Genomic DNA, 23,719 nt, shown 5'->3' on the forward strand with positions numbered 1-23,719 from the left:
AAAAAATCGGACACCGAGTCATGCGGTGTCCGAACTTCTCGTGATATCCTCCTTTTATCTCCCTCTCCACAGTAACTCACGGCCATGCTTGCTAAATTATTACGTTCAGCACTATTTGGTGCCCTTGTCGCCGGAATTATTCTGGCAGTACTGCCGTTTATCGGGTCTGGCACGTCGTTTCTGAAAAGCAATGGCGGAAATACTGATGGCTCGCCCGTAAGCTACCACCAGGGTGTCAACCGTGCGACTCCTGCTGTGGTTAATATTTATAATCGGGTTGCCAATACGGAAAAACCCAATGAAGTCGCCATTCACCCTTTGGGCTCTGGCGTCATCATGAACGACAAAGGATATCTTTTAACCAATAAGCATGTGATTAATAACGTGCAGCAAATCCAGATCGAGCTGTCAGATGGCCGGCTGTATGAAGCCCGCGTAATCGGCTCCGATACCCTAACAGATCTGGCTGTGTTGCAAATTGATGGCGTCAATCTACCCGTTATTCCCATGAATCCAGACCGTATCCCGCATGTCGGCGATGTCGTCATGGCAATCGGTAACCCTTATAACCTAGGGCAAACCGTTACGCAGGGCGTTATTAGCGCCACTGGCCGCGTCAGCCTCAGCACTTACGGCCAACAACGAAGCCAGGTAGGACGCCAAAATTTGCTGCAAACCGATGCATCAATTAACCACGGAAACTCTGGTGGTGCGCTGGTCAACACGCTCGGTGAACTGGTTGGTATTAATACCCTTTCTTTTGATAAAAGCAGCAATGGCGAAACGCCGGAAGGCATTAGCTTCGCGATCCCCGTCGCATTGGCTACCAAAGTGATGGGTAAACTGATTCGCGATGGTCGTGTGGTTCGCGGCTATATTGGCATCAACGGCGTACAGCTTGAGAACATAGAAACCAGTAGCCTTACCAATAATAACGGTGCACAGGGCAGATTAAGCGGTATTCTCGTTCAGACTATCGATCCCGGTGGCCCGGCGGATAAAACAGGTATCCGCATTGAAGACGTCATCGTTAGCGTAAACAATAAGCCTGCACGCTCGATTATCGAAACCATGGAACAGGTTTCAGAAATACGTCCCGGCACCGTCATTCCGGTCACGATTGAGCGCGATAAAAAGCAATTCACGCTACAAATGACGATTCAGGAATTCCCTACCCAATAGCGGCATCCGAGGCGAGTGGATAAAACAGTATCAGCAGGTAAACAAGAAACCGGGTGGGAACCCACCCGGCTGGCAAATATTATTTGAAGAGAAAACGGATAAAGCGCTTATTCGTGTTCTTTAACGCGCTCAATGTTCGCACCTAACCCACGCAGCTTATCTTCGATACGGTCGTAGCCACGATCGATGTGATAAATACGATCTACTATCGTCACACCTTCCGCGATACAGCCCGCTAACACCAGACTAGCCGACGCACGTAAGTCGGTCGCCATCACCTGCGCACCAGACAGCTTATCAACGCCGTGGCAAATCACGGTATTGCTCTCAATTTCCGCCTGTGCGCCCATACGGATAAGCTCAGGCACATGCATGAAGCGGTTTTCGAAGATGGTTTCGGTAATCACACCCGTTCCTTCTGCGACCAGATTCAACAGGCTGAACTGCGCCTGCATATCGGTCGGGAACCCCGGATGCGGCGACGTGCGAACGGTAACCGCTTTCGGGCGCTTACCGTGCATATCTAGGCTAATCCAGTCTTCGCCGATTTCGATCTCCGCGCCTGCTTCTCGCAGCTTCGCCAATACCGCATCCAGCGTATCAGGACGGGTATTACGGCAGATAATCTGACCGCGAGATACCGCAGCCGCGACCAGAAATGTCCCGGTTTCAATACGGTCAGGCACCACGCGGTAGACACCGCCACCCAGACGCGCAACACCTTCAATGGTGATTTTATCCGTGCCTGCACCGCTGATTTTCGCACCCAGCGTATTCAGGAAGTTTGCCGTATCGACAATCTCCGGCTCACGCGCCGCGTTCTCAATAATTGTAGTGCCTTCCGCCAGCGTTGCCGCACTCATGATGGTTACCGTGGCACCGACGCTCACTTTATCCATCACGATATGTGCACCTTTCAGACGACCATCAACCGTCGCTTTCACATAGCCTTCTTCCAGCACGATCTGCGCACCGAGCTGCTCAAGGCCGTAAATGTGCAAATCTACTGGGCGCGCGCCAATCGCACAGCCGCCGGGCAGAGAAACCTGCCCCTGCCCGAAACGCGCCACCAGCGGCCCCAACGCCCAGATAGAGGCACGCATGGTTTTCACCAGATCGTACGGCGCACAGAACACGTTTACATCGCTGGCATCCACATGGACGGAACCGTTACGCTCAACGCGCGCACCCAACTGACCGAGTAGCTTCATGGTGGTATCAATATCACGCAGTTTCGGTACGTTCTGAATTTCTACCGGCTCTTCTGCAAGTAGCGCAGCGAACAGGATGGGCAACGCAGCATTCTTGGCGCCGGAAATGGTCACTTCCCCCGCTAAACGGGTTGGCCCCTGAACACGAAATTTATCCATAGTCTTTGTATCTCGATGTCTTAATTCAATATGTCGTCACACTGAGACCGGCAGTTTATTCCCACTCGCACGGGGAATACTTAGAAGCCGTTCAGTTTACGGTCGCGTTGCCATTCTTCCGGCGTATAGGCCTTGATTGACAATGCATGAATACGGTTATCCGCGATGTACTCCATCAGCGGCGCATAAACAGCCTGCTGTTTTTTTACTCGGCTCATTCCAGCAAAAAGTCCGCCCACTACGGTGACCTGAAAATGGCTGCCATCACCAGAAACATGGGCTTCTTCCAGTGCCAATGCGTTCATCAGCACGTCTTTAATTTCGTTATTTTCCATCGCTCTCGATTTCTATGTCAGGGGGAGATGATTTACAGGGAGGTATCTTAGATGAATATGGCGCTATCTTAAACAAAGAATACGCCCCTTCGGACGATGCCTAAAGGGGCGAATCCAGTAACCCGCGTTACCGTTTAAGACACAGGAATGATTTCATTCAGGTTATAGAGCGCAATGAGCGTTTTTAGCCGATCGCTGGCACCGACAATCGCTATCTCTCCGCCTGAAGACGGCTGCTGATAAACGTGCATCAGCAATGCTAACCCAGCAGAATCAACGCGATTTAATCCAGACACATCCAGCGTAGTTTTACCCGTCAGCAACGATTCACGCTGCTGCCAGAACGGTAACAGCGTTTCACGATCCAGATCGCCTGTTAATGCCAGCGTGGCGTCCTGTGCCTGCCAGTTCAATGCGTTCGCCATGTTCACACCCAAATTACTTTTTCTGATCCAACGTAATTGTCTGCTTCGCCGAGGACTCCAACTGCTGAGTCAGGCCATCAACGCCTTTCTGACGCAGTACTGCCGCCCACTCGTTCTGTTTAGTGGTGATCATACTGACCCCTTCGGCAATCATGTCGAAGGCCTGCCAGTTACCGGTTTTGCTGTTCTTACGCCATTGGAAGTCCAGACGTACCGGAGGGCGGCCGCCGTTATCAACGATGGTCACGCGAATGGAAACGATATCGGCATTGCCCAGCGGCTGTCCCGACACAATTTGATAGGTTTGGCCGTGATACAGCGCCAAAGCCTGACCGTACGCCTGTTCCAGATAGGCTTCAAACGCTTTGAAATAAGCATCACGCTGTGCCGGTGTCGCATCCTTGTAATAGCGTCCCAGAACCAACGCGCCAGCATATTTCACCTGAACATACGGCAATAGCTCTTCACGTACGATAGTACGCAGATAGTCAGGATTTTGTTTGATCTTTGGCTGTTCGTTCTTCAAGCGATCAAAGGTTTTTTGCGCCGCCTCACTCATTAGACTGTAGGGATTCGTTTGGTCCGCCGCGTTGGCTAATGGCGCGACCACCAGTAAAGCCACCATCAGTAAACGTTTAAACATGCAGATATCCTCTTATGGATGTGAAGGAACAGGTTCGTTGTTGTGCTCAGGCGTTGCCGCAGGATCGGCACCTGGCTCCGTACCCGATTGACCGGCATTATCTTCGCTATTACTACCGCTCTTATATAGGAATTGGCCGATGAGGTCTTCAAGCACCATCGCTGACTTAGTGTCCTGAATCACACCACCGTCTTTCAGGATCGCGGTGCCCATTTCCTCATCTTCAAACCCAATGTTCAGTGCCAGATACTGTTCGCCCAGCAAACCGGAGGTACGAATGGCCAGAGAACTGGTATCAGGAATATGATCGTAGCGCTGCTGAATATCCATCGCCACGCGCGGCAGGTACGTTTTCTCGTCCAGCGAAATATCCGCTACGCGGCCAACCACCACGCCGCCAATTCTGATCGGAGAACGCGCTTTCAGCCCGCCAATGTTGTCAAACGTCGCGTGCAGACGGTACGTTGGCTCGCTGCCGATCGATTTGAGATCGGCTACTTTCAGGCATAAAAAGAGAATGGCCGCCAGCGCGATCAACATAAACACACCAACCCAGACTTCAGTTTTCTTTGTTTGCATCGACTCAGTTCCCAAACATCAGTGCTGTCAGCACAAAATCCAATCCCAGTACCGCTAACGACGAGTGCACAACGGTTCGTGTCGTTGCACGACTGATCCCCTCAGACGTCGGGATCGCGTCATAGCCGTTAAACAGTGCAATCCAGGTCACGGTAATCGCAAATACGATACTTTTAATCACGCAGTTCAACACATCCTGACGCCAGTCAACCGCGCCCTGCATGGCAGACCAGAAGAATCCGCTGTCGATACCTTTCCAGTCCACACCGACTAACCCGCCACCCCAGATCCCCACGGCGACAAAAATCACCGCCAACAGCGGCATGCTGATTAGCCCCGCCCAGAAGCGCGGTGCGACAACGCGACGCAGCGGGTCAACCGCCATCATCTCCATGCTGGAGAGTTGCTCGGTTGCCTTCATCAGCCCAATTTCCGCCGTCAGCGCGGAACCTGCACGTCCAGCGAACAGTAATGCCGTCACCACCGGACCAAGTTCACGCAGCAGCGACAGCGCCACCATCATGCCAAGACTGGCTTCGGCGCTGTACGTCGTCAGGATGATATAGCCCTGCAACCCCAGCACCATGCCGATGAACAGGCCGGACACCATGATGATCAGCAGCGACTGCACACCAACGCTATAAAGCTGTTTCACCAACAGCGGCCACTGTTTTCTGAATTCGGGTTTACCCACCAGCGCATTAAACAGCATCAGCCCGGCGCGCCCAAACGAGGCGCTGGTGGAGATTCCCTGACGCCCCAACGACGCCAACGTCCGTAATAACATGACTGCGTTAACCTCCTGAACCTAGCAGCGACGTTTTATAGTCACCCGCAGGAAAACGGAAAGGCACTGGCCCGTCAGCGATACCATCCAGGAACTGACGAACCTGTGGGTCATTGTTCGCCCTCAGTTCATCCGCCGTTCCTTCCGCCACTACCCGCTTGTCGGCCACGATATAGGCGTAATCGGCGATGCTCATCACCTCTGGCACATCGTGAGAAACCACAATGCAGGTCACGCCCAATGCATGGTTCAGCTCGTCGATGAGCTTCACCAGTGTCCCCAGCGTGATCGGATCTTGCCCGACAAAAGGTTCATCAAACATAATCAGCTGTGGGTCGAGCGCGATGGCTCTCGCCAGCGCTGCTCGCCGCGCCATACCGCCGGAAAGTTCAGCAGGCATCAGCTCGGCGGCTCCACGTAACCCCACGGCTTCCAGTTTCATCATGACGATGCTACGCAGCAAGGATTCCGGCAGTCGGGTATGTTCACGCAGCGGCCAGGCGACATTATCAAACACGTTCAAATCGGTGAATAACGCCCCGGACTGAAACAACATGCTCATTTTCTTGCGTGCGTTGTACAGTTCACTGCGCGACAACGTCGGAATATTCTCGCCATCAAACCAGATTTCGCCGCTGCCCGGCGGTAGCTGCCCGCCGATCAAGCGCAGCAATGTGGTTTTGCCGATACCGGAAGGCCCCATGATCGCAGTGACCTTGCCTTTAGGCACATTCAGCGTGATGTCTGTAAAAATTTCTCGCTCTCCGCGCCGAAAGCTAAGACCACGGATCTCAACCAGATTAGTTGCCTCATGGTTCATTATTTCCATTCCTTACCAATCAGTACGCCAGTACGCCAGTACGCCAGTACGCCAGTACGCCAGTACGCTTACAGCGTGTCTTTCACTCCAGCCTAACGGCTGACTTTCATCAAGGTGCGAGTTTTACAAAAACTTACCGTAAGTTCTTGTCCAAAATGGCGGCATAAACCGTTACCTGATTTTACTTATCGCGACAGGTTTTACTTTTTCGCCAAGCGCCGTCAGAATTAGCACTCATCACAGAAAAACGCTTTTTGTGCGAAAATTGTCCAGGAATACTGACTTATTCGACAACAAGCTAGTGATTATATCCTATAAAGGACGCTGCATGCTGTTTGCAACACTACTCTTGTTCGTTGGTTTGCTATTACTGGTTTACGGTGCCGATCGTCTTGTCTATGGCGCCGCCGTGCTTGCGCGTTCTCTCGGCTTACCTCCCTTTGTCATCGGCATCACCATTGTCGGCTTCGGCACCTCACTACCTGAGCTGATCGTTTCGGTTACCGCGGCCTTAAACAATCAAAACGATATGGCTGTCGGCAATGTTATCGGCTCCAATATCACCAATATTTTACTCATTCTCGGCAGCGCGGCACTCATTCGCCCACTCACGGTACATTCAACCCTGCTGCGTCGAGAATTGCCGCTCATGTTGTCCGTCACTTTATTGTGTGGCGTTTTACTACATGATAGCTATCTGAGCCGTGCCGACGGCATGATGCTGCTCTTCGCCGCTATTCTGTGTCTGGTGTTGATACTGCGTATGGCACAACAGGCGCAGCGAGAAGGCGGCGACAGCCTGACTCGTGAACAGTTGGCGGAACTGCCGCAGGACGACAGCAATCAAATGGCTGCCGTGCTATGGCTGATTCTCGGTGTGATTATTTTACCGATGGCCGCCCGGATGGTGGTGGATAACGCGACCGTCATTGCGCGCTACTTCGATGTCAGCGAATTGACCATCGGGCTGACCATATTGGCGATCGGCACCAGCCTGCCTGAACTGGCTACTGCCATCGTTGGGACGTTGAAAAAAGAAGATGATATTGCGCTGGGCAACCTGATTGGCTCGAACATTTTCAATATCGCGATTGTTTTGGGCGTACCCGCGCTGCTCTCACCGGGTGTACTGAATCCTCAAGTTTTTCAGCGCGACTATTGGGTCATGCTGGCGGCTAGCGTGTTGTTAACCGCACTGTGCCTCAGCAAAAAACGCCGTATAGGACAGGGCGCAGGCGCATTATTATGCTGCGCGTTTATCGCCTATCTGGCGGCTCTATTTTGCTTTTCATAAAGAAGTTCTGTTTTTCATAATGACGCTGTTCCGTTTTCACCCTAATCAGGACTATTGGTATGTCACAGTTTGAACAAGATGCTCATCTAAAACAGCCGTCTGACCGTGCACTATCCGATCACGCACCACAAGCCGATCACACGCTACAGAAGGGGCATGAACTACCCGCAGATTTCGATTTCCAGCAGGCAGGCAAGCAGGTACTGAGTATCGAACGCGATGGGCTTGCGCAATTAGATCAATACATTGACGACAATTTTACCCTCGCCTGCAAAAAGATATTTCACTGCGAGGGCAAAGTGGTGGTGATGGGAATGGGCAAGTCCGGCCACATCGGCTGCAAGATTGCCGCAACCTTCGCCAGCACCGGTACGCCTGCTTTTTTTGTCCATCCAGGCGAAGCCAGCCACGGTGACCTCGGGATGGTAACACCGCACGACATCGTGATCGCCATCTCCAATTCTGGCGAATCGCATGAAATTCTGTCGCTGATTCCCGTCCTGAAACGCCAGAACGTGTTCCTGATCTGCATGACCAGCGCACCCGAAAGTACGATGGGTAAGGCAGCGGATATTCACCTGTGCGTCCACGTCCCACAGGAAGCCTGCCCGCTCGGTCTGGCCCCCACCACCAGCACCACCGCAACGCTGGTCATGGGCGATGCGCTGGCCGTAGCCCTGTTACAGGCGCGCGGCTTTACGGCCGAAGATTTCGCGCTTTCTCACCCCGGTGGCGCACTTGGCCGCAAACTTTTACTGCGCGTCAGCGATATCATGCATTCAGGTGACGAGATTCCCCATGTCCCACACGATGCTTCGCTGCGTGATGCGCTGGTGGAAATTACGCGCAAAAATCTGGGTATGACGGTAATCTGCGAGGCGGATATGAAAATTCAGGGCATCTTTACCGATGGTGACCTGCGCCGCATCTTCGACATGAATATTGACTTGAACAGCGCGCGTATTGCTGATGTGATGACCGCGGGCGGCATCCGGGTCGCACCGCAAACGCTGGCGGTGGATGCACTTAACCTGATGCAGTCACGCCATATCACCTCAGTGCTGGTGGCAGAAAACGATCGTCTGGTCGGGATCGTCCATATGCACGATATGCTGCGGGCTGGCGTGGTTTAATAAGAAAGGATAATAGTGAATGAGTGAAGTCAGGGCGCAAACCGATACCTGCTATGGACCTGTCGATCAACAGGTACTGGATAAAGCCCGTGAGGTTCGCCTGTTAATTTGCGACGTTGACGGCGTGATGTCCGATGGTCTGATTTATATGGGCAACCACGGCGAAGAGCTGAAAGCGTTTAACGTCCGTGATGGCTATGGTATTCGCTGTTTGCTAACGTCCGGCCTTGAGGTTGCCATCATTACCGGACGTTCCGCAAAATTGCTGGAAGATCGCTGTAAAACACTGGGCATTAACCACCTTTACCAAGGGCAATCGGATAAGATTTTGGCCTTCAACGATCTGTTGGATAAACTGTCGGTCACAGCAAATCAGGTTGCCTATATCGGCGACGACATGATCGACTGGCCAGTAATGGCACAGGTTGGTTTGAGCGTTGCCGTAGCGGACGCCCACCCGCTGCTGTTACCGCGTGCGAATTATGTCACTCGGATTGCGGGGGGGCGTGGCGCAGTGCGCGAGCTGTGTGATTTGATTCTGTTCTCGCAGGACAAGCTGGAGCATGCCAAAGGGTTGTCGATATGAGTAAAACCAAGCGTTGGCTGACCGCTTTTCTGGCTCTATTGGTGCTGATCCTCATCGGCTGGAATATTGCGGATGACGACACCGTATCGACACCCGATGCCAATGACCCAACGGTGCCAGTCTATACCAGCGAAAAGACCAACACGCAGGTATACAGCCCTGCGGGTAAACTAAGCTACAGGCTGATTTCGGAAAAAGCGGAGTATTTCAACGATGAGCAGTTGAGTTGGTTTACGACCCCCGTTGCCACGCTGTTCAATGAACAGGGCACGGCAACCTGGTCAGTACGCGCCGATCGCGCCAAGCTGACAAAAGACAGGATGCTCTATCTGTATGGCCACGTCGAGGTGAATAGCCTGACAAAGGACACTCAGCTTCAGCGCATCACAACGAATAATGCCCAGGTGAACCTGGTAACGCAGGACGTCTCTTCCGATGATGAAGTCACCCTGTACGGCGCCAGCTTTACCTCAAGCGGAATGAAAATGCGCGGGAATCTGCGCAATAAAACGGCCGAGTTGATCGAAAAGGTAAAAACCTCTTATGAAATCCAAAACCAATAACCTGATGCGTAACACCCTGATCGCCAGCTCGCTGTTTGCCGTCAGCGTTTCCGCCTTTGCCGTAACGGGTGACAGCAACCAACCTATTCACATTGATTCAGCACAGCAATCTCTGGACATGCAGGGCAACACAGTGACGTTCACTGGCAATGTTGTCGTGAAGCAAGGCACGATTGAGGTGAAAGCCGACAAGGTCGTCGTGACGCGCCCGCAAGGCGCACAAGGCAGTGAAGTCGTGGAAGGTTACGGTAACCCCGTGACGTTCTACCAGATGCAGGACAACGGTAAACCGGTAAAAGGCCACGCGCAGAAAATCCGCTACGAACTGGCTAAAGACATTCTGGTTCTGACAGGTAATGCCTATCTGGAACAGCAGGACAGCAATGTTAAAGGCGATCGCATCACTTATCTGGTGAAACAACAGCAGATGGAAGCGACCAGCGATAAAGGAAAACGCGTGACGACGGTGTTAGTCCCCTCTCAGCTTCAGGAGAAAGAGAACAAAAGCCAGCCTTCTCGTTCTCAGCAACCGCAACCACGGGTCACTGAATAAGTTATGGCAACATTAACCGCAGAAAATCTGGCTAAGGCGTACAAAGGCCGTAAGGTCGTGGAAAACGTCAGCCTCACCGTCAATTCCGGTGAAATCGTCGGCCTGCTCGGACCGAACGGTGCAGGGAAGACCACGACATTCTACATGGTAGTGGGCATCGTCCCGCGTGATGAAGGACGCATCGTCATTGACGACGATGACATCAGCCTGCTTCCTTTGCACGAACGTGCGCTGCGCGGCATCGGCTATCTGCCGCAGGAAGCCTCTATTTTCCGTCGCTTAAGCGTTTATGACAACCTGATGGCGGTGTTACAGATCCGTAAAGATCTGACGACCGAGCAGCAGGAAGATCGTGCCAATGAGCTAATGGAAGAATTCCATATTATTCATTTGCGCGATAGTCTGGGACAATCGCTGTCCGGTGGAGAAAGACGCCGCGTAGAGATTGCGCGTGCGCTGGCAGCGAATCCGAAGTTCATCCTACTGGATGAACCGTTTGCGGGCGTAGACCCGATCTCCGTACTGGATATAAAAAAAATCATTGAACATCTGCGTGACAGCGGGCTGGGCGTGTTGATTACCGATCATAACGTCCGCGAAACGCTTGATGTCTGTGAACGAGCCTACATCGTGAGTCAGGGCAACCTGATCGCCCACGGTTCACCGACCGATATTCTGACCGATGAACAGGTAAAACGCGTGTATCTGGGCGAAGGCTTCCGACTCTGATAGGGTAATATTTTCTCTTTGCAGTACTTATGGGACGTTAGCGCGATTTATGAAGCAAGGTTTGCAACTCAGGCTTAGCCAGCAACTGGCCATGACTCCACAGCTCCAACAGGCGATCCGCCTGTTGCAACTGTCCACGCTTGAATTGCAACAGGAGATTCAACTGGCGTTAGAAAGTAATCCGTTGCTCGAACAAACGGATCAGCACGACGAAATCGAGTCATTTGAAAAGGCAAACAGCGATTCACTGGATACCGGTGAAGCCCTTGAGCAACGGGATATGCCGGAAGAATTGCCGCTTGATGCCACCTGGGATGAAATCTACTCTGCAGGCACGCCGTCGGGCACCGGCACCGACTATCGCGATGAAGAATTGCCAATTTATCAAGGCGAAACTACGCAAACACTTCAGGATTACCTGATGTGGCAGGTTGAGCTGACGCCATTTTCCGACACCGACGCCGCTATCGCGACCTCTATCGTCGATGCGGTGGACAACACCGGTTACCTGACCGTACCGCTACAGGACATTCTTGACAGCATCGGTGACGACGACGTGACGCTGGAAGAAGTTGAAGCCGTACTCAAACGCGTGCAGCGCTTCGATCCCGTTGGCGTCGCCGCCCGCGACCTGCGCGATTGTCTGCTGGTGCAGCTTTCCCAGTTCGCTGACGACACGCCACGCCTGACCGAAGCTCGCCTGATCGTCAGCGATCATCTCGATCTGTTAGCCAACCATGATTTCCGCAGCTTGATCCGCATCACGCGCCTGAAAGAAGAGGTGCTGAAAGAAGCTCTGGCGCTGATCCAATCACTCGATCCCCGTCCAGGACAATCGATCAACACCGGTGAATCTGAATACGTTATCCCTGACGTACTGGTACGTAAAATTCAGGGAATCTGGTCCGTTGAATTGAACACCGACAGCGTTCCCCGTTTGCAGATTAATCAGCAGTATGCCGCGCTGGGTAACAGCGTGCGCAACGACAGCGACGGACAGTTTATCCGCAGCAACCTGCAAGAAGCGCGCTGGCTCATCAAAAGCCTGGAAAGTCGCAATGACACGCTGCTGAAGGTAACCCGCTGCATCGTCGAGCAGCAGCAGGATTTCTTCGATCAGGGTGAAGAATTCATGAGGCCCATGGTACTGGCAGACATCGCGCAGGCGGTGGATATGCATGAATCCACCATCTCACGCGTGACGACACAGAAGTTCCTGCACAGCCCACGCGGCATTTTTGAGCTAAAATATTTCTTCTCCAGCCACGTTAATACCGATAGCGGCGGAGAAGCCTCGTCAACGGCAATCCGCGCGTTGGTGAAGAAGCTTATTGCAGCGGAAAACCCGGTGAAGCCACTGAGCGATAGCAAGCTGACGGCGCTGCTCTCCGATCAGGGCATTATCGTGGCGCGGCGAACCGTTGCAAAATACCGAGAGTCTTTATCTATCCCACCATCGAATCAGCGTAAACAACTGATTTGATCTCAACAGAGAAGGAAGACACTATGCAGCTCAACATTACCGGACACCACATCGAGATCACTGAACCACTGCGTGATTTTGTGAATGGCAAATTCGCCAAATTAGAGCAGTATTTTGACCGGATTAATCAGGTCAATGTGGTATTGAGAGTGGAAAAAGTTCAGCAAATTGCCGAGGCCACGCTCCATGTTAATGGTGGGGAGCTGCATGCAACCTCCGAAGCGGCAGATATGTACGCCGCGATAGATTTATTGATTGATAAGCTGGCAAGACAGCTCAATAAGCACAAAGATAAACTCAAGCAGCACTAATCTTCTCCTTTGCCATTTGGCAAAGGAACAAACCCACGCTATCCGATGGATGGCGTGGGATCACCAGAAGTGAAAGCGTCGTTAAGTGAAAATAAAATGAGCCACGATCCCGTATTGCAACTCAGCACCGTCTTACGTCCTGAGTGCACCCGAAGCACCGTCCATTGCCAGAGTAAGAAACGGGCATTGGAAATTATCAGCGAGCTGGCCGCCTGGCAGCTTAACATTCCTTCGCAGATTATCTTTGATGCCATCCTGACCCGGGAGCGGATGGGCAGCACGGGAATCGGCGGCGGCATTGCCATTCCTCACGGCAAGCTGGAAGACGATAATGCGCTAGGTGCCATCGGTGTTTTCATCCAGTTAGAGCAACCGATCGCTTTCGATGCCATTGATAATCAGGCCGTTGATCTGCTTTTTGCCTTGCTGGTTCCGGCGGAACAATGTAAAACCCATCTGCATACCCTGTCGCTGGTTGCCAAGCGACTGGCGGATAAAACGGTTTGCCGACGCCTACGCGCAGCGCAAAGCGATGAAGAGCTGTACCAGATTATGACGGAAGCGGGTTAAACCAAACGATCATCATACTCACGATGACGGGCGATTCGCGGTAGAACGAGAGAATACTTGCAATCCGTGCGTTAAGCCGTCATTTTTTAGCGATACATCATAAAAATCATGGCAATGAAAATTCGCCATCACGTTGCCAGAGGGGAGTCGTCAGATGGTGCTGATGATTGTCAGCGGTCGCTCAGGTTCAGGAAAATCTGTCGCCCTGCGTGCATTGGAAGATATGGGATTCTACTGCGTAGATAACCTGCCTGTTGTTCTGCTGCCAGAACTGGCGAATACGCTTGCGGCGCGTAACATTTCCGCAGCGGTCAGCATTGACGTGCGCAATATGCCGGAATCGCCAGAGATCTTCGAGCATGCGATGGAGCAGTTGCCATCAAGTTTCTCGCCTCAGTTGCTGTTTCTGGATGCCGATCGTAACACGCTGATCCGTCGCTATAGCGATACTCGCCGCCTGCACCCGCTGTCCAGTAAGAATCTGTCGTTGGAAAGCGCGATTGATGAAGAAAGCGACCTGCTGGAACCACTGCGTTCACGCGCCGATCTGATTATCGACACCTCAGAGATGTCGGTGCACGAACTGGCCGAAATGCTGCGTACCCGGCTGCTCGGCAAGCGAGAACGCGAGCTCACGATGGTGTTCGAATCGTTCGGATTCAAGCATGGTATTCCTATCGACGCGGATTACGTCTTTGACGTGCGTTTCCTGCCAAACCCGCACTGGGACCCGAAACTGCGCCCGATGACCGGTCTGGATAAACCCGTTGCGTCCTTCCTCGATAGACATACCGAAGTTCACAACTTCATCTACCAGACTCGCAGCTACCTGGAGCTGTGGCTACCGATGCTGGAAACCAATAACCGTAGCTACCTGACTGTCGCCATTGGCTGTACCGGCGGTAAACACCGCTCAGTGTACGTCGCTGAGCAGTTAGCTGACTACTTCCGCTCACGCGGTAAGAATGTACAGTCACGCCACCGTACGCTGGAAAAACGTAAACCCTCGTGATAGTCGGCGAACCAGTAGAGCCAAGTAACTCATGACAGTCCGGCAAACGGTTGAAATCAAAAATAAGCTCGGTATGCACGCTCGCCCCGCGATGAAGCTGTTCGAGCTAGTGCAGAGCTTTGATGCACAAGTGATGTTGCGTAATGACAGCGGCACCGAAGCCGAAGCTAGCAGCGTGATTGCCATGTTGATGCTGGACTCGGCCAAAGGGCGTCTCATTGAGGTGGAAGCCACTGGCCCAGATGAAGAACAGGCGCTTGCCGCCGTCATCGGGCTGTTTGAAGCTGGGTTCGACGAGGACTAGCTATTTCCTTAGCGAGCTATCGACAAGCCTTCGTGACAAGGATCGCTTCACTTTCCTCCCCGAACCTCCTACTATCCACATATATCATATTTTCTTATACCCCCCTGCTCCTTTGAGCGCGGGGGTTATTTTTATATCATCTGAAAACATCAACTGGAGAGGAGTATGACGAAACCTAACCTGACCATCAGTGAACTGGATGCAGAACGTCTGGATAAGTTATTGGAGCAGCCCGCATTCGCGGACAGCGCTATCGCACAGGCGTTGAATGAGGAGCTGGATCGGGCAGACATTCTGCCTTCGGCATCGATTCCTTCACATGTCGTCACCATGAATAGTCGGGTGCGTTTCCGCGATCTGAATACCAACGAAGAGCACATCCGCACGCTGGTTTATCCAACCGCCGTGAAGGACAGTAAAGAACCGCTGTCGGTAATGGCTCCGCTGGGCGCGGCACTATTGGGAATGCATGTAGGAAATTCTATCACCTGGCAGTTGCCAAACGGTGAAGAAACGCGAATTGAAGTAGTAGAACTACTCTATCAGCCAGAAGCTGCGGGCGAATACCACCGCTAAGCCAGAGATAGAGTAACAGCCGTCGGACATTGCCGACGGCGACGGTTACTTATGCAGAACAGGCTTATTCCCCTGCAATCTTCATTTCTGGCAGCAACACAGAACCACACTGGATATTACTTCGGGTTTCGATATCGTTCCCTACCGTCACAATATTGCGCAGCATGTCTTTCAGGTTACCCGCAATCGTAATCTCGCTGACCGGGTATTGAATTTCGCCGTTTTCGACCCAGAAGCCGGATGCCCCACGGGAATAATCCCCCGTTACACCGCTTACACCCTGCCCCATCAGTTCGGTTACCAGCAGGCCTTTGCCCATCTGTTTCAACATGCCGTTGAAATCTAAACCTTGTCCGGCAATCCGCCAGTTATGAATCCCGCCCGCGTGACCGGTGCTTTGCATTCCCAACTTACGTGCGGAGTAGCTCGTCATGAGCCAGGTCTGCAACACGCCCGCCTTCACAATTTCACGCGCCTGCGTCCGCACGCCTTCGCTGTCAAACGGCGTAGAGGCCAGCCCTTTCAACAAGTGCGGCAGTTCCTCAATCGTCAGCCACTCCGGCAGAATCTGCTGACCCAGTTTATCCAGCAGGAAGGTCGATTTACGATAAACGCTGCCGCCGCTGATAGCCCCCACTAAATGACCAAACAGACCTGTCGCGACTTCCGCAGAAAACATCACTGGTGCCTGCATGGTGGGCAGTTTACGCGGTGACAAGCGGGATAACGTGCGGCGCGCGCACTCTTCGCCCACCCATTCCGGGCTGCGCAAGTCGTCCAACGCACGGCCAACGGTATAGGCATAATCCCGCTCCATATCGCCATTTACTTCGGCAATCACACAACTGGACATAGAATGACGGCTAGAGCAGTAGCTTTTCAGCAAGCCGTGGCTATTGCCGAACACCTTCACGCCGTAGTGACTGTTAAAGCTGCCGCCTTCGGTGTTAGTGATGCGCTTGTCAGCCTGTAACGCCGCCTGTTCTGCGCGAGCGGCTAATTCAATGCCGCGATCCGCATCCAGCTCGGTGGGATGAAACAGATCCAGATCCGGCGCGTCGAACGCCAGAAGATCCCGATCCGCCGGACCAGCAAAAGGATCGACAGAGGTATAACGCGCAATATCCAGCGCGGCCTGTACCGTACGGGCTATCGCATCCGGGCTGAGATCGGTAGACGATGCGCTGCCTTTACGTTGTTGGTGATAAACCGTGATGCCCAACGCACCATCGCTGTTGAATTCAACATTTTCAACGTCACCATAACGGGTACTGACGCTAATGCCCGTCGTTTTTGACACCGCAACCTCTGCCGCATCAGAACCGGCACGCGCCAGTTCCAGTGCCTGAGCAACCGCGAGTTCCAGCGCTTTACGCTGCTCTGCAACCTGAGTAGTTATCGTCATTGTTCTGCCATAATGAGTGGAAGAAAGCTCACCATCATCATCCCCGCAACGAGCACAAAAGGGGCGTATACTCTATATACTGCGCGCAGCCAACACACAGGCAACGTGAAGTATATAGAGCATAAAAAGGTGTAGCATAATGCTTTCTAGTCTAACAGGATCTACGGACAATTTCGCACAAAGCCCAAACCTGTTAGTATCAGCCTCTTTTTTCTGGTGGGCACGTTGTTCACCATCCCGGAGCCGCTACGCGTAGCGTTACGAATTGCTCCTGGACACTTTTTAGGAGCCAACCATGAAGCAAAAGTACGAAGACTGGCTGAACGATGCCCCAGATAACCAAGAAGACGATGAAGATGATGAAATTATCTGGGTCAGCAAAAGCGAAATAAAGCGCGATGCCGAAGCACTGAAAGATCTTGGTGCGGAACTGGTTGATCTGGGCAAAAACGCCCTGGAGAAGATCCCGTTGGACGACGATCTGCGTGCGGCAGTAGAACTGGCGCAGCGGATCAAGAAAGAAGGCCGCCGCCGTCAGCTACAGCTGATTGGTAAAATGCTGCGCGCCCGCGATCCAGAGCCAATCCAAACCGCACTGGATAAGCTGAACAACCGTCATAATCAGCAGGTGGCGTTGTTCCACAAGCTGGAACAGCTGCGCGACCGTCTGATTGAAGAGGGTGACGATGTGGTCCCCGATATTCTGGCGCTGTATCCCCATGCTGACCGTCAGCAGTTGCGTTCTCTGGTGCGTAATGCGCAGAAAGAGAAAGCGACGAATAAACCGCCGAAATCCGCCCGCCAGATCTTCCAGTATCTGCGCGAACTGGCTGAGACCACAAACTAACGGCGATCATGGGATGAGAAGTATGTCTCACTCATCCCATGTATTATCGGTAGCTCGTTGAGCTCACGATCCATTCCGATCGCGACAGCATCCCAGATTACAACCCGCCCAGATGCCAGGTTTTCACTTCCAGAAACTCATCCAGCCCCAAAACAGAGCCTTCGCGGCCTAATCCTGACTCTTTCACGCCGCCGAAGGGGGCTAATTCAGTTGAAACCGCGCATTCGTTAATGCCAATCATGCCGCTCTCCAACGCTTCTGCTACGCGGAACACACGCTGCAAATTCTGGCTGTAGAAGTACGCCGCCAGACCAAACGGCGTATTGTTGGCGCGATGAATCACCTCTTCTTCCGTTTTGAAACGGAAACAGGGAGCAACCGGACCAAAGGTTTCTTCCTGCGCCAGCAGCATCGCTTCGTTGGCATCAACAATCACTGTCGGCTCAAAGAAGCTGTGGCCCAGCTTGTGCCGTTTACCACCAACAAGCGCCTTGCCTCCCTTTTCCACCGCGTCATTGACGTGCTTTTCCACCTTCTCAACGGCAGCATCGTCAATCAGCGGACCGAGTACGACACCGTCATCCATCCCGTTGCCGACCTTCAGCTTCTTCACTTCTTCCGCGAGCAGAGAGACAAACTCATCGTAGACGCCATCTTGAATATAAAACCGGTTGGCACTGACACAAACCTGACCCGCATTGCGGAAGCGGTTAGTTATCGCACCTTTCACTGCGGCCTGGATATCCGCGTCATCAAACACGATATAAGGCGCGTTGCCGCCCAGCTCCATCGACACTTTCTTCATGGTATCTGCGGCGTTGCGCACCAGCGTTTTCCCTACTTCTGTCGAACCCGTGAAGGAAATTTTGCGCACTTTATCGCTCGCCATGACCGTATCGCTAATCGCCTGCGTGTCACCCGCCACACCGTTGAGCACGCCATCCGGCACACCCGCCTGCTGTGCCAGCGCCAACAGCGCAAACGCAGACAGCGGCGTGTTGTTCGCGGGTTTGATGACGCCAGTACATCCCGCAGCTAGCGCCGGCCCCAGCTTACGCGTCAGCATCGCCAGCGGGAAATTCCACGGTGTAATAGCAACAACGACGCCAACGGGTTCACGCGTGGCGTAAATCTTCGATCCGAGTTTCGCAGGCGGAATAATCTCACCGTTAGCCCGTTTTCCCTGCTCAGCAAACCACTGAATAAAATTCGCCGCGTAAACCACTTCGCCTTCAGCTTCCTGCACTGGCTTGCCCTGCTCGGCGGTCATCAGCTCCGCCAGATAGCGTTTATTTTCCAGAATCAGTTCGTACCAGCGATACAGAATTTCAGACCGTTCCTTCGCGGTTTTACGCTTCCAGCCAGGAAAGGCGGCATAGGCGGCGTCAATCGCCGCCTGCGTCTCTTTCTTTCCCGCTTTCGCCACGCTGGCAATCGACTCACCCGTCGCCGGATTCACAACCTCGAAGGTGGCTCCGCCCTGCTGCCATTTTCCCGCAGCAAAGTAGCCGATTTTAAACAGTTCATGATTCTGCAAATTTTGTCCTGACATCGTGTTACCTCCTGAAAAGGTCATATTCCATGACGTTATGAGGGAAGCTATGGATAATTCAGTATAGAAGGGATGGGCACCGCCTGCGGCACTCTCGGATTAATCGTTAGTGTTATCGCACCGTCTCGCCCACTAAGGCTAGTTGCTCAGCGCATGCTGATAATCACGCAGAATCCCGGTTAGTCGCCCGACAGGCGCCGTCACGCTCGGAGGAAGTTGCTGTTCTGTCAGCATCTGTTGATAACGTTCAAGCTCATCCAACAGCTGCGTGAAATAGCGGCTGCGCGTGGTATCACGTCGGGCTGAAATTACCTGCTCCGCGGTTGCACGAATCTGACGATGAAAAGCAGACAGCGCCGCGTTTTGCGGAATATCCAACGTTCTCAAACGTTGGTGCATGATGATCAGCCACAGCGCAAGGCGATACTTGGCAATGTCGTCAGGGAAACGGCTCAGCAGCAGGAACAGCTGTTGATACAGCGCTGGCAGGTGATTTTCTTTTCGCCGCGCGGTATTGGTCGTCAGCGCCGAGACGGCACCATACACAAAGCGGTTCAACAGCGTTCTCCCCGTATGTGCCTTGGTGTTATCCCGGATCAGCAGGATCACCATCAGCGCCAGAAAACAGCCGATGATCTGGCCAATCGCGCTGTCCAGAAACTGACTGATGTGGAACGTCATCGGGTTATCCAGTACCAGAATATTGATCGTGCTGGCTAATGCGCCCAGCGAACCCAGCCGACGTTTTTGTACCTCAATCCCAAGGAAGAAAGCCATCGCCCCCAGACTCAGGCACAGCAGCAGCATACTTTGCTGCGTTGACGGCATAATAAACATGAACATCAGCGCTCCCAGCGGCAGCGCGTAGATCGTCCCAAACAGAAAATCCTTCGCCATCATCTGTGGATTCGGCAAACGCATGGCAAGCGATGTCACCACCGCAATCATCACCATACACACACTGCCGGAAGTCCAGCCAGTGCTCAGCCAGAACAGGCAGCCCAGCGCCGTCGCCACGCCAGTACGTAAGCCGTTAATCATGGCATGGTGGGTTTCAGCTGAAGGCGCTTTAATTTCAACATCGCTGTTCAGCACATCAGCTTCAATCGCCGTGATACGCCCGTTGGTCCGCACGCCCTTCGCCAGCAGCAGATAGCGCGTTGCCGCTCCAACCCAACTGACCAACGTAGGCGGCACATCGCGGCTATCCGCCGCAATCAGATGGCGTAATGCTTTCACACGACAATGCACAGCGTGGGATGACTCAACGGGCTGATCCAACACCAGTTTCAGGCTGCTTTTTACCGGGGTCGGGACATCCTGCAACATCAGGTAGGTTTCACACGCCTGTGTGATCATCGTGAGTGATTGCGTATGCAGCGATGTTAAGCGGCGATTGCTGTTCTGCCAGCGTGAAGACTCCAGCATCAGGCTACTGCGCATGCCGTTTAGCGCGGTCGTTTTACGCACCAACGCATGCCATGCCGTATCTATCGCTTCTTTCTCCGCCCCGCTCATGCTGAGTTGCAGTAGCCGATACTGATCCACCAGCAGTTCACCGATGCTGCGGTCAACATCCTGCTTGATCGAGCGTGGCGAAAACAGTAAATCTGCCAGAATGGCACAGACGATGCCCAGCACAATCTCGCTACAGCGCTCCACGGCAAACTGCGGCGTCAGCAGCGGCGTTCCCTGTGTTGATACAATAATAATCAGCGCGGTATAACCTGCCAGCCCGAAGATATAGGCGTTTTCGACTTTAACCAGCGAGGAAACCCAGGTGCAGAGGCCTGCCCAAATACAGCACAGCATCAACATCACGACGGGCGCACGAACGGTGGCGATAATGATAATAAGTGCACCGATACAGCCGATAAACGTGCCGATGATGCGAAGAATACCACGATGGCGAATTGCACCGGAAAACGGTTCACCACCTGCGGCAAAGGCTGGACCGGCGGCAACAATTGCCGCCGTCAGCACCGACCAGCGCGGGGTTTCCAACTGGAGGTGGAAACCCAGAAACAGGGATAGCACAATCGCGAAGCTCAGCTTGAAAGCGAAGCGAAAACGCGCAAACTTCGGTGTCGCATAGAATCTGGATACTGTCAACGACGGGGTTTTCATCATCGCCTCACTTAGCCAAACTCACGCAGGCGATAAAGCAGACGAATGAGCGGCGACGGTTTTTTGTCGTTGTTGACCTGCTCGCCGGTAATCACCACGGTCGCCGTCGTGCCAGCCGGATAGAGATCGCCCATTTGTCGATCGAGACGGATTTTTACCGGCACACGCTGCGCCAAACGCACCCACTCCAGATTGGAATCCACGTTAGCCAGGCCTTTCGTGTTCGCACTGTTGCTGCTGTTATTGACCCCAGCCGCCACGCTATCCACCGTGCCGTAGAATATCTTTTCGCTACCCAACGGGGTGATTTCCGCACGATAACCACGGCGAACACCTTCAAGTTTGGTCTCTTCCATGTACGCCAGCAGGTAAAACGAATCCTTTTTCACCAGCGCCACCGCCGTATTACCGCGTTCGATAAACTCACCGCTTTGCACATGAAGGTTAGTGACCCAGCCATCGGCAGGGGCGCGTACCACGGTGCGCTCCAGCTCCAGCTTCGCCAGCGATAATACCGCTTGTGCTTTAGCAAGCTGGTGCGTGGCGGTTTCTAACGCATTACTGGACTGATCGATATTTTCCTGCGACATCGCGCTAACGCCCAGCCGTGCCCGACGCCCTGACTCCCGGCGTTTTTCCGTCACCAGCGCCTGATAGTAAGCAACATCGGCTTCCGCCTGCGCCACGGCCTGGTGGTAACGCGGCTGATCGATGACAAACAGCACATCACCTTTATTTACCAGTTGATTGTCCGTGACGCGAACATCGGTCAGCAATCCGCTGACGTCTGGCGCAATCGCCACGACATCCGCGGTAAATTTGGCATCACGCGTCCAGGGCGATTCGGTATAAAACGCCCAGACACGAAAAATGGCCACAATCGCACACAGCACAATCACCAGCGTGATGACCACACGGCTCATTTTTTTGATCAGCACGGCCTGTTGTCTAAACAAGGGTAAAAAGAACGCTTTCACAGACACCTCACAGACCGTAACGGAACAGTAAATAAAACAGACAGCAGAACAGCGCGCTGTTAAACAGCGCAGGGTGCCAGACGAAGTCATAGATCCCCGTCGGTTGCAGTAGGCGATTCACGACAAAAAACAGGGTCAGCGATACCAGCAAGACAAAAAATACGGGGGGAAATGACAGCCCGAACAGCACCATAACCGGGAGTGAACTCATCCTCTTTTCCTTTTTCTCGTAGGTCGCGGTAGCGAGCAGGTGTGCTACCGAGCGTTAAATCAATTGAGTGGTGCCGCCATTCAACGCAGACAGCGCTCGTTGCCAATACGAAATACGACAACAATGCCGAGTCCCAAAGGCGAACAGCCAACGGATGAAATAGCGTTAAACTAGTGAATAGCGATGTAATCAGAGACTGACTAACGATAGGAAATCATGGACGCCCGTAAGGACTATGCCTGCCCGCTTTCACCGTCAAGCAACGCTGTCACTTGAACGATGGCGGACAATGTTCCACCCGGCACCACCGGATAGGCTATATTATGGATGCTAATTATCACCTTATCTACATAGTGTGATCTAAATCACTTTTAAGCCAGAGTGAATAATGGAAAGACTAAAGAGTATGTCAGTGTTTGCCCGCGTGGTGGAATTTGGTTCTTTTACCGCCGCCGCTCGCCAGTTGCAGATGAGCGTATCCGCCGTCAGCCAGACTGTCACCAAGCTTGAAGATGAACTACAGATTAAACTACTTAACCGCAGTACGCGCAGCATTGGTTTGACGGAAGCGGGGAAAATTTACTATCACGGCTGCCGCCGCATGCTGCATGAAGCGCATGAAGTTCATGAACAGCTTTACGCCTTCAACAACACGCCAACCGGCACGTTGCGCATTGGTAGCTCGTCTACCATGGCGCAGAATGTGTTGTCCACCATGACTGCCGCGATGCTAAAGGAATACCCCGGTCTATCCGTCAATTTGGTCACCGGAATTCCCGCTCCCGACCTGATTGCCGACGGACTGGATATCGTTATCCGCGTCGGTCCACTACAGGATTCTAGTCTGTTTTCGAAACGCTTAGGCTCGATGCCGATGGTAATCTGTGCCGCGAAAAGCTATCTGGCGCAGCACGGCATACCGGATAAACCAGCCGATATGGTGAATTTTTCCTGGTTGGAATACAGCGTAAGACCCGACAGCGAATTTGAGCTGATCGCGCCAGAAGGTATTTCGACCCGCGTCACGCCACAAGGGCGTTTTGTCACTAACGACCCGCAAACGCTGGTGCGCTGGCTCAAGGCCGGAGCGGGCATCGCGTACATTCCGCTTATGTGGATTGTGGACGAAATCAATCGCGGCGAAATCGAGATTTTGTTCAACCGCTACCACTCCGATCCGCGTCCGGTCTACGCGCTCTACACCCGCAAAGACAACCTACCGCTGAAAGTACAGGTCTGTATTAACTACATGACGGAATACTTCAAAAACGTCGCCCTGACATATCAGGGCTATCGGCAGAATTATAGCGAGGAAAAAAACCGCGCGAATAAAGCGCGGTTCTGA

General features: G+C 53.0%; 27 protein-coding genes. 15 read left to right on the forward strand and 12 right to left on the reverse strand.

Features of this window, described 5'->3' with window-relative positions; genetic code table 11:
- Positions 1-84: 84 nt before the first annotated feature.
- Positions 85-1,182, forward strand: a complete 1,098-nt coding sequence (gene degS, locus AACH44_RS18765; RefSeq protein ID WP_261849064.1) for an outer membrane-stress sensor serine endopeptidase DegS — start codon at positions 85-87, stop codon at positions 1,180-1,182.
- Between the two features lie 107 nt (positions 1,183-1,289).
- Here the strand turns inward: degS and murA are convergent, their stop codons facing one another.
- The 7 genes from murA to mlaF all read right to left on the reverse strand — a co-directional run bounded on the left by murA (position 1,290) and on the right by mlaF (position 6,141).
- Positions 1,290-2,552: a UDP-N-acetylglucosamine 1-carboxyvinyltransferase gene (gene murA, locus AACH44_RS18770; protein WP_261849063.1), complete on the reverse strand. Its 1,263-nt coding sequence runs from the start codon at positions 2,550-2,552 to the stop codon at positions 1,290-1,292.
- A gap of 80 nt (positions 2,553-2,632) precedes the next feature.
- Positions 2,633-2,887 carry a BolA family iron metabolism protein IbaG gene (ibaG, locus tag AACH44_RS18775; RefSeq protein ID WP_261849062.1) on the reverse strand — a complete coding sequence of 85 codons (255 nt, stop codon included), beginning with the start codon at positions 2,885-2,887 and terminating at the stop codon, positions 2,633-2,635.
- A 134-nt stretch (positions 2,888-3,021) separates the two neighbouring features.
- A complete protein-coding gene (gene mlaB / locus AACH44_RS18780; RefSeq protein WP_261849061.1) occupies positions 3,022-3,312 on the reverse strand; it encodes a lipid asymmetry maintenance protein MlaB in 291 nt (96 codons plus the stop codon).
- A 13-nt stretch (positions 3,313-3,325) separates the two neighbouring features.
- Positions 3,326-3,955, reverse strand: coding sequence for a phospholipid-binding protein MlaC (mlaC, locus tag AACH44_RS18785; RefSeq protein WP_261849060.1), 630 nt, complete (start codon positions 3,953-3,955; stop codon positions 3,326-3,328).
- A gap of 12 nt (positions 3,956-3,967) precedes the next feature.
- Positions 3,968-4,534 (reverse strand): outer membrane lipid asymmetry maintenance protein MlaD, encoded by a 567-nt coding sequence (mlaD, locus tag AACH44_RS18790; protein ID WP_261849059.1) that lies wholly within the window; start codon positions 4,532-4,534, stop codon positions 3,968-3,970.
- Positions 4,535-4,538: 4 nt separating this feature from the next.
- On the reverse strand, positions 4,539-5,321 hold the full coding sequence (gene mlaE / locus AACH44_RS18795; RefSeq protein ID WP_261849058.1) for a lipid asymmetry maintenance ABC transporter permease subunit MlaE: 783 nt from the start codon (positions 5,319-5,321) through the stop codon (positions 4,539-4,541).
- A gap of 7 nt (positions 5,322-5,328) precedes the next feature.
- Positions 5,329-6,141, reverse strand: coding sequence for a phospholipid ABC transporter ATP-binding protein MlaF (gene mlaF / locus AACH44_RS18800; protein WP_261849057.1), 813 nt, complete (start codon positions 6,139-6,141; stop codon positions 5,329-5,331).
- A 328-nt stretch (positions 6,142-6,469) separates the two neighbouring features.
- Between mlaF and AACH44_RS18805 the strand changes: the two genes are divergently transcribed.
- The 12 genes from AACH44_RS18805 (at position 6,470) to rnk (ending at position 15,255) form a co-directional block, all read left to right on the forward strand.
- Positions 6,470-7,435 (forward strand): calcium/sodium antiporter, encoded by a 966-nt coding sequence (locus AACH44_RS18805; RefSeq protein WP_261849056.1) that lies wholly within the window; start codon positions 6,470-6,472, stop codon positions 7,433-7,435.
- A gap of 59 nt (positions 7,436-7,494) precedes the next feature.
- Positions 7,495-8,568, forward strand: a complete 1,074-nt coding sequence (gene kdsD / locus AACH44_RS18810) for an arabinose-5-phosphate isomerase KdsD (RefSeq protein ID WP_261849055.1) — start codon at positions 7,495-7,497, stop codon at positions 8,566-8,568.
- Between the two features lie 19 nt (positions 8,569-8,587).
- Positions 8,588-9,154 (forward strand): 3-deoxy-manno-octulosonate-8-phosphatase KdsC, encoded by a 567-nt coding sequence (gene kdsC, locus AACH44_RS18815; protein WP_261849054.1) that lies wholly within the window; start codon positions 8,588-8,590, stop codon positions 9,152-9,154.
- Positions 9,151-9,717: an LPS export ABC transporter periplasmic protein LptC gene (lptC, locus tag AACH44_RS18820; protein WP_261849053.1), complete on the forward strand. Its 567-nt coding sequence runs from the start codon at positions 9,151-9,153 to the stop codon at positions 9,715-9,717. Before kdsC ends, lptC begins: the two co-directional genes overlap by 4 nt.
- Complete coding sequence (gene lptA, locus AACH44_RS18825; protein ID WP_261849052.1) at positions 9,698-10,270, forward strand: lipopolysaccharide ABC transporter substrate-binding protein LptA; 573 nt, start codon at positions 9,698-9,700, stop codon at positions 10,268-10,270. The genes lptC and lptA overlap by 20 nt, the downstream gene beginning before the upstream one ends.
- A 3-nt stretch (positions 10,271-10,273) precedes the next feature.
- On the forward strand, positions 10,274-10,999 hold the full coding sequence (gene lptB, locus AACH44_RS18830) for an LPS export ABC transporter ATP-binding protein (RefSeq protein ID WP_261849051.1): 726 nt from the start codon (positions 10,274-10,276) through the stop codon (positions 10,997-10,999).
- A gap of 49 nt (positions 11,000-11,048) precedes the next feature.
- Positions 11,049-12,482 carry an RNA polymerase factor sigma-54 gene (gene rpoN / locus AACH44_RS18835; protein ID WP_338659407.1) on the forward strand — a complete coding sequence of 478 codons (1,434 nt, stop codon included), beginning with the start codon at positions 11,049-11,051 and terminating at the stop codon, positions 12,480-12,482.
- 23 nt (positions 12,483-12,505) lie between these two features.
- Positions 12,506-12,793 carry a ribosome hibernation promoting factor gene (hpf, locus tag AACH44_RS18840; RefSeq protein ID WP_005975449.1) on the forward strand — a complete coding sequence of 96 codons (288 nt, stop codon included), beginning with the start codon at positions 12,506-12,508 and terminating at the stop codon, positions 12,791-12,793.
- Between the two features lie 96 nt (positions 12,794-12,889).
- Positions 12,890-13,363, forward strand: a complete 474-nt coding sequence (gene ptsN / locus AACH44_RS18845; protein ID WP_261849049.1) for a PTS IIA-like nitrogen regulatory protein PtsN — start codon at positions 12,890-12,892, stop codon at positions 13,361-13,363.
- Between the two features lie 154 nt (positions 13,364-13,517).
- The gene (gene rapZ / locus AACH44_RS18850; RefSeq protein WP_012822088.1) at positions 13,518-14,375 is read left to right on the forward strand and encodes an RNase adapter RapZ; all 858 of its coding nucleotides are present in this window, start codon (positions 13,518-13,520) and stop codon (positions 14,373-14,375) included.
- A 31-nt stretch (positions 14,376-14,406) separates the two neighbouring features.
- Positions 14,407-14,679, forward strand: coding sequence for a PTS phosphocarrier protein NPr (npr, locus tag AACH44_RS18855; protein WP_261849048.1), 273 nt, complete (start codon positions 14,407-14,409; stop codon positions 14,677-14,679).
- Positions 14,680-14,844: 165 nt separating this feature from the next.
- Positions 14,845-15,255: a nucleoside diphosphate kinase regulator gene (gene rnk, locus AACH44_RS18860; RefSeq protein ID WP_261849047.1), complete on the forward strand. Its 411-nt coding sequence runs from the start codon at positions 14,845-14,847 to the stop codon at positions 15,253-15,255.
- A 64-nt stretch (positions 15,256-15,319) separates the two neighbouring features.
- On the opposite strand, the gene pmbA is transcribed toward rnk, so the two are convergent.
- Positions 15,320-16,660: a metalloprotease PmbA gene (pmbA, locus tag AACH44_RS18865; RefSeq protein WP_261849046.1), complete on the reverse strand. Its 1,341-nt coding sequence runs from the start codon at positions 16,658-16,660 to the stop codon at positions 15,320-15,322.
- A gap of 295 nt (positions 16,661-16,955) precedes the next feature.
- Here pmbA and yjgA point away from each other — a divergent pair, with 295 nt between their 5' ends.
- Positions 16,956-17,507, forward strand: coding sequence for a ribosome biogenesis factor YjgA (yjgA, locus tag AACH44_RS18870; RefSeq protein ID WP_261849045.1), 552 nt, complete (start codon positions 16,956-16,958; stop codon positions 17,505-17,507).
- Between the two features lie 97 nt (positions 17,508-17,604).
- On the opposite strand, the gene AACH44_RS18875 is transcribed toward yjgA, so the two are convergent.
- The 4 genes from AACH44_RS18875 to aaeX form a co-directional block, all read right to left on the reverse strand.
- Positions 17,605-19,059, reverse strand: coding sequence for an NAD-dependent succinate-semialdehyde dehydrogenase (locus AACH44_RS18875; RefSeq protein WP_261849044.1), 1,455 nt, complete (start codon positions 19,057-19,059; stop codon positions 17,605-17,607).
- A 138-nt stretch (positions 19,060-19,197) separates the two neighbouring features.
- The gene (aaeB, locus tag AACH44_RS18880; RefSeq protein ID WP_261849137.1) at positions 19,198-21,186 is read right to left on the reverse strand and encodes a p-hydroxybenzoic acid efflux pump subunit AaeB; all 1,989 of its coding nucleotides are present in this window, start codon (positions 21,184-21,186) and stop codon (positions 19,198-19,200) included.
- Positions 21,187-21,197: 11 nt separating this feature from the next.
- Positions 21,198-22,163 carry a p-hydroxybenzoic acid efflux pump subunit AaeA gene (gene aaeA, locus AACH44_RS18885; RefSeq protein ID WP_261849043.1) on the reverse strand — a complete coding sequence of 322 codons (966 nt, stop codon included), beginning with the start codon at positions 22,161-22,163 and terminating at the stop codon, positions 21,198-21,200.
- 7 nt (positions 22,164-22,170) lie between these two features.
- Positions 22,171-22,374: a p-hydroxybenzoic acid efflux pump operon protein AaeX gene (aaeX, locus tag AACH44_RS18890; protein ID WP_005975424.1), complete on the reverse strand. Its 204-nt coding sequence runs from the start codon at positions 22,372-22,374 to the stop codon at positions 22,171-22,173.
- Between the two features lie 388 nt (positions 22,375-22,762).
- Here aaeX and aaeR point away from each other — a divergent pair, with 388 nt between their 5' ends.
- Entirely contained in the window at positions 22,763-23,719 is a 957-nt protein-coding gene (gene aaeR, locus AACH44_RS18895) for an HTH-type transcriptional activator AaeR (RefSeq protein ID WP_261849042.1), read from the forward strand.

Origin of the sequence: Pectobacterium araliae, assembly GCF_037076465.1 — a bacterium.
Taxonomy (GTDB): Bacteria; Pseudomonadota; Gammaproteobacteria; order Enterobacterales; family Enterobacteriaceae; genus Pectobacterium; species Pectobacterium araliae.

Bases quoted from the DNA above. Each gene is read 5' to 3' on its own strand.
- AACH44_RS18805 (WP_261849056.1), top strand. From the start codon at position 6,470: ATGCTGTTTGCAACACTACTCTTGTTCGTTGGTTTGCTATTACTGGTT.
- murA (WP_261849063.1), bottom strand. From the start codon at position 2,552: ATGGATAAATTTCGTGTTCAGGGGCCAACCCGTTTAGCGGGGGAAGTG.
- aaeX (WP_005975424.1), bottom strand. From the start codon at position 22,374: ATGAGTTCACTCCCGGTTATGGTGCTGTTCGGGCTGTCATTTCCCCCC.
- pmbA (WP_261849046.1), bottom strand. From the start codon at position 16,660: ATGACGATAACTACTCAGGTTGCAGAGCAGCGTAAAGCGCTGGAACTC.
- rnk (WP_261849047.1), top strand. From the start codon at position 14,845: ATGACGAAACCTAACCTGACCATCAGTGAACTGGATGCAGAACGTCTG.
- lptA (WP_261849052.1), top strand. From the start codon at position 9,698: ATGAAATCCAAAACCAATAACCTGATGCGTAACACCCTGATCGCCAGC.
- mlaD (WP_261849059.1), bottom strand. From the start codon at position 4,534: ATGCAAACAAAGAAAACTGAAGTCTGGGTTGGTGTGTTTATGTTGATC.
- yjgA (WP_261849045.1), top strand. From the start codon at position 16,956: ATGAAGCAAAAGTACGAAGACTGGCTGAACGATGCCCCAGATAACCAA.
- mlaC (WP_261849060.1), bottom strand. From the start codon at position 3,955: ATGTTTAAACGTTTACTGATGGTGGCTTTACTGGTGGTCGCGCCATTA.
- kdsD (WP_261849055.1), top strand. From the start codon at position 7,495: ATGTCACAGTTTGAACAAGATGCTCATCTAAAACAGCCGTCTGACCGT.
- aaeR (WP_261849042.1), top strand. From the start codon at position 22,763: ATGGAAAGACTAAAGAGTATGTCAGTGTTTGCCCGCGTGGTGGAATTT.
- lptC (WP_261849053.1), top strand. From the start codon at position 9,151: ATGAGTAAAACCAAGCGTTGGCTGACCGCTTTTCTGGCTCTATTGGTG.
- rpoN (WP_338659407.1), top strand. From the start codon at position 11,049: ATGAAGCAAGGTTTGCAACTCAGGCTTAGCCAGCAACTGGCCATGACT.
- mlaB (WP_261849061.1), bottom strand. From the start codon at position 3,312: ATGGCGAACGCATTGAACTGGCAGGCACAGGACGCCACGCTGGCATTA.
- AACH44_RS18875 (WP_261849044.1), bottom strand. From the start codon at position 19,059: ATGTCAGGACAAAATTTGCAGAATCATGAACTGTTTAAAATCGGCTAC.
- mlaE (WP_261849058.1), bottom strand. From the start codon at position 5,321: ATGTTATTACGGACGTTGGCGTCGTTGGGGCGTCAGGGAATCTCCACC.
- rapZ (WP_012822088.1), top strand. From the start codon at position 13,518: ATGGTGCTGATGATTGTCAGCGGTCGCTCAGGTTCAGGAAAATCTGTC.
- lptB (WP_261849051.1), top strand. From the start codon at position 10,274: ATGGCAACATTAACCGCAGAAAATCTGGCTAAGGCGTACAAAGGCCGT.
- npr (WP_261849048.1), top strand. From the start codon at position 14,407: ATGACAGTCCGGCAAACGGTTGAAATCAAAAATAAGCTCGGTATGCAC.
- ptsN (WP_261849049.1), top strand. From the start codon at position 12,890: ATGAGCCACGATCCCGTATTGCAACTCAGCACCGTCTTACGTCCTGAG.
- mlaF (WP_261849057.1), bottom strand. From the start codon at position 6,141: ATGAACCATGAGGCAACTAATCTGGTTGAGATCCGTGGTCTTAGCTTT.
- ibaG (WP_261849062.1), bottom strand. From the start codon at position 2,887: ATGGAAAATAACGAAATTAAAGACGTGCTGATGAACGCATTGGCACTG.
- degS (WP_261849064.1), top strand. From the start codon at position 85: ATGCTTGCTAAATTATTACGTTCAGCACTATTTGGTGCCCTTGTCGCC.
- aaeB (WP_261849137.1), bottom strand. From the start codon at position 21,186: ATGAAAACCCCGTCGTTGACAGTATCCAGATTCTATGCGACACCGAAG.
- hpf (WP_005975449.1), top strand. From the start codon at position 12,506: ATGCAGCTCAACATTACCGGACACCACATCGAGATCACTGAACCACTG.
- kdsC (WP_261849054.1), top strand. From the start codon at position 8,588: ATGAGTGAAGTCAGGGCGCAAACCGATACCTGCTATGGACCTGTCGAT.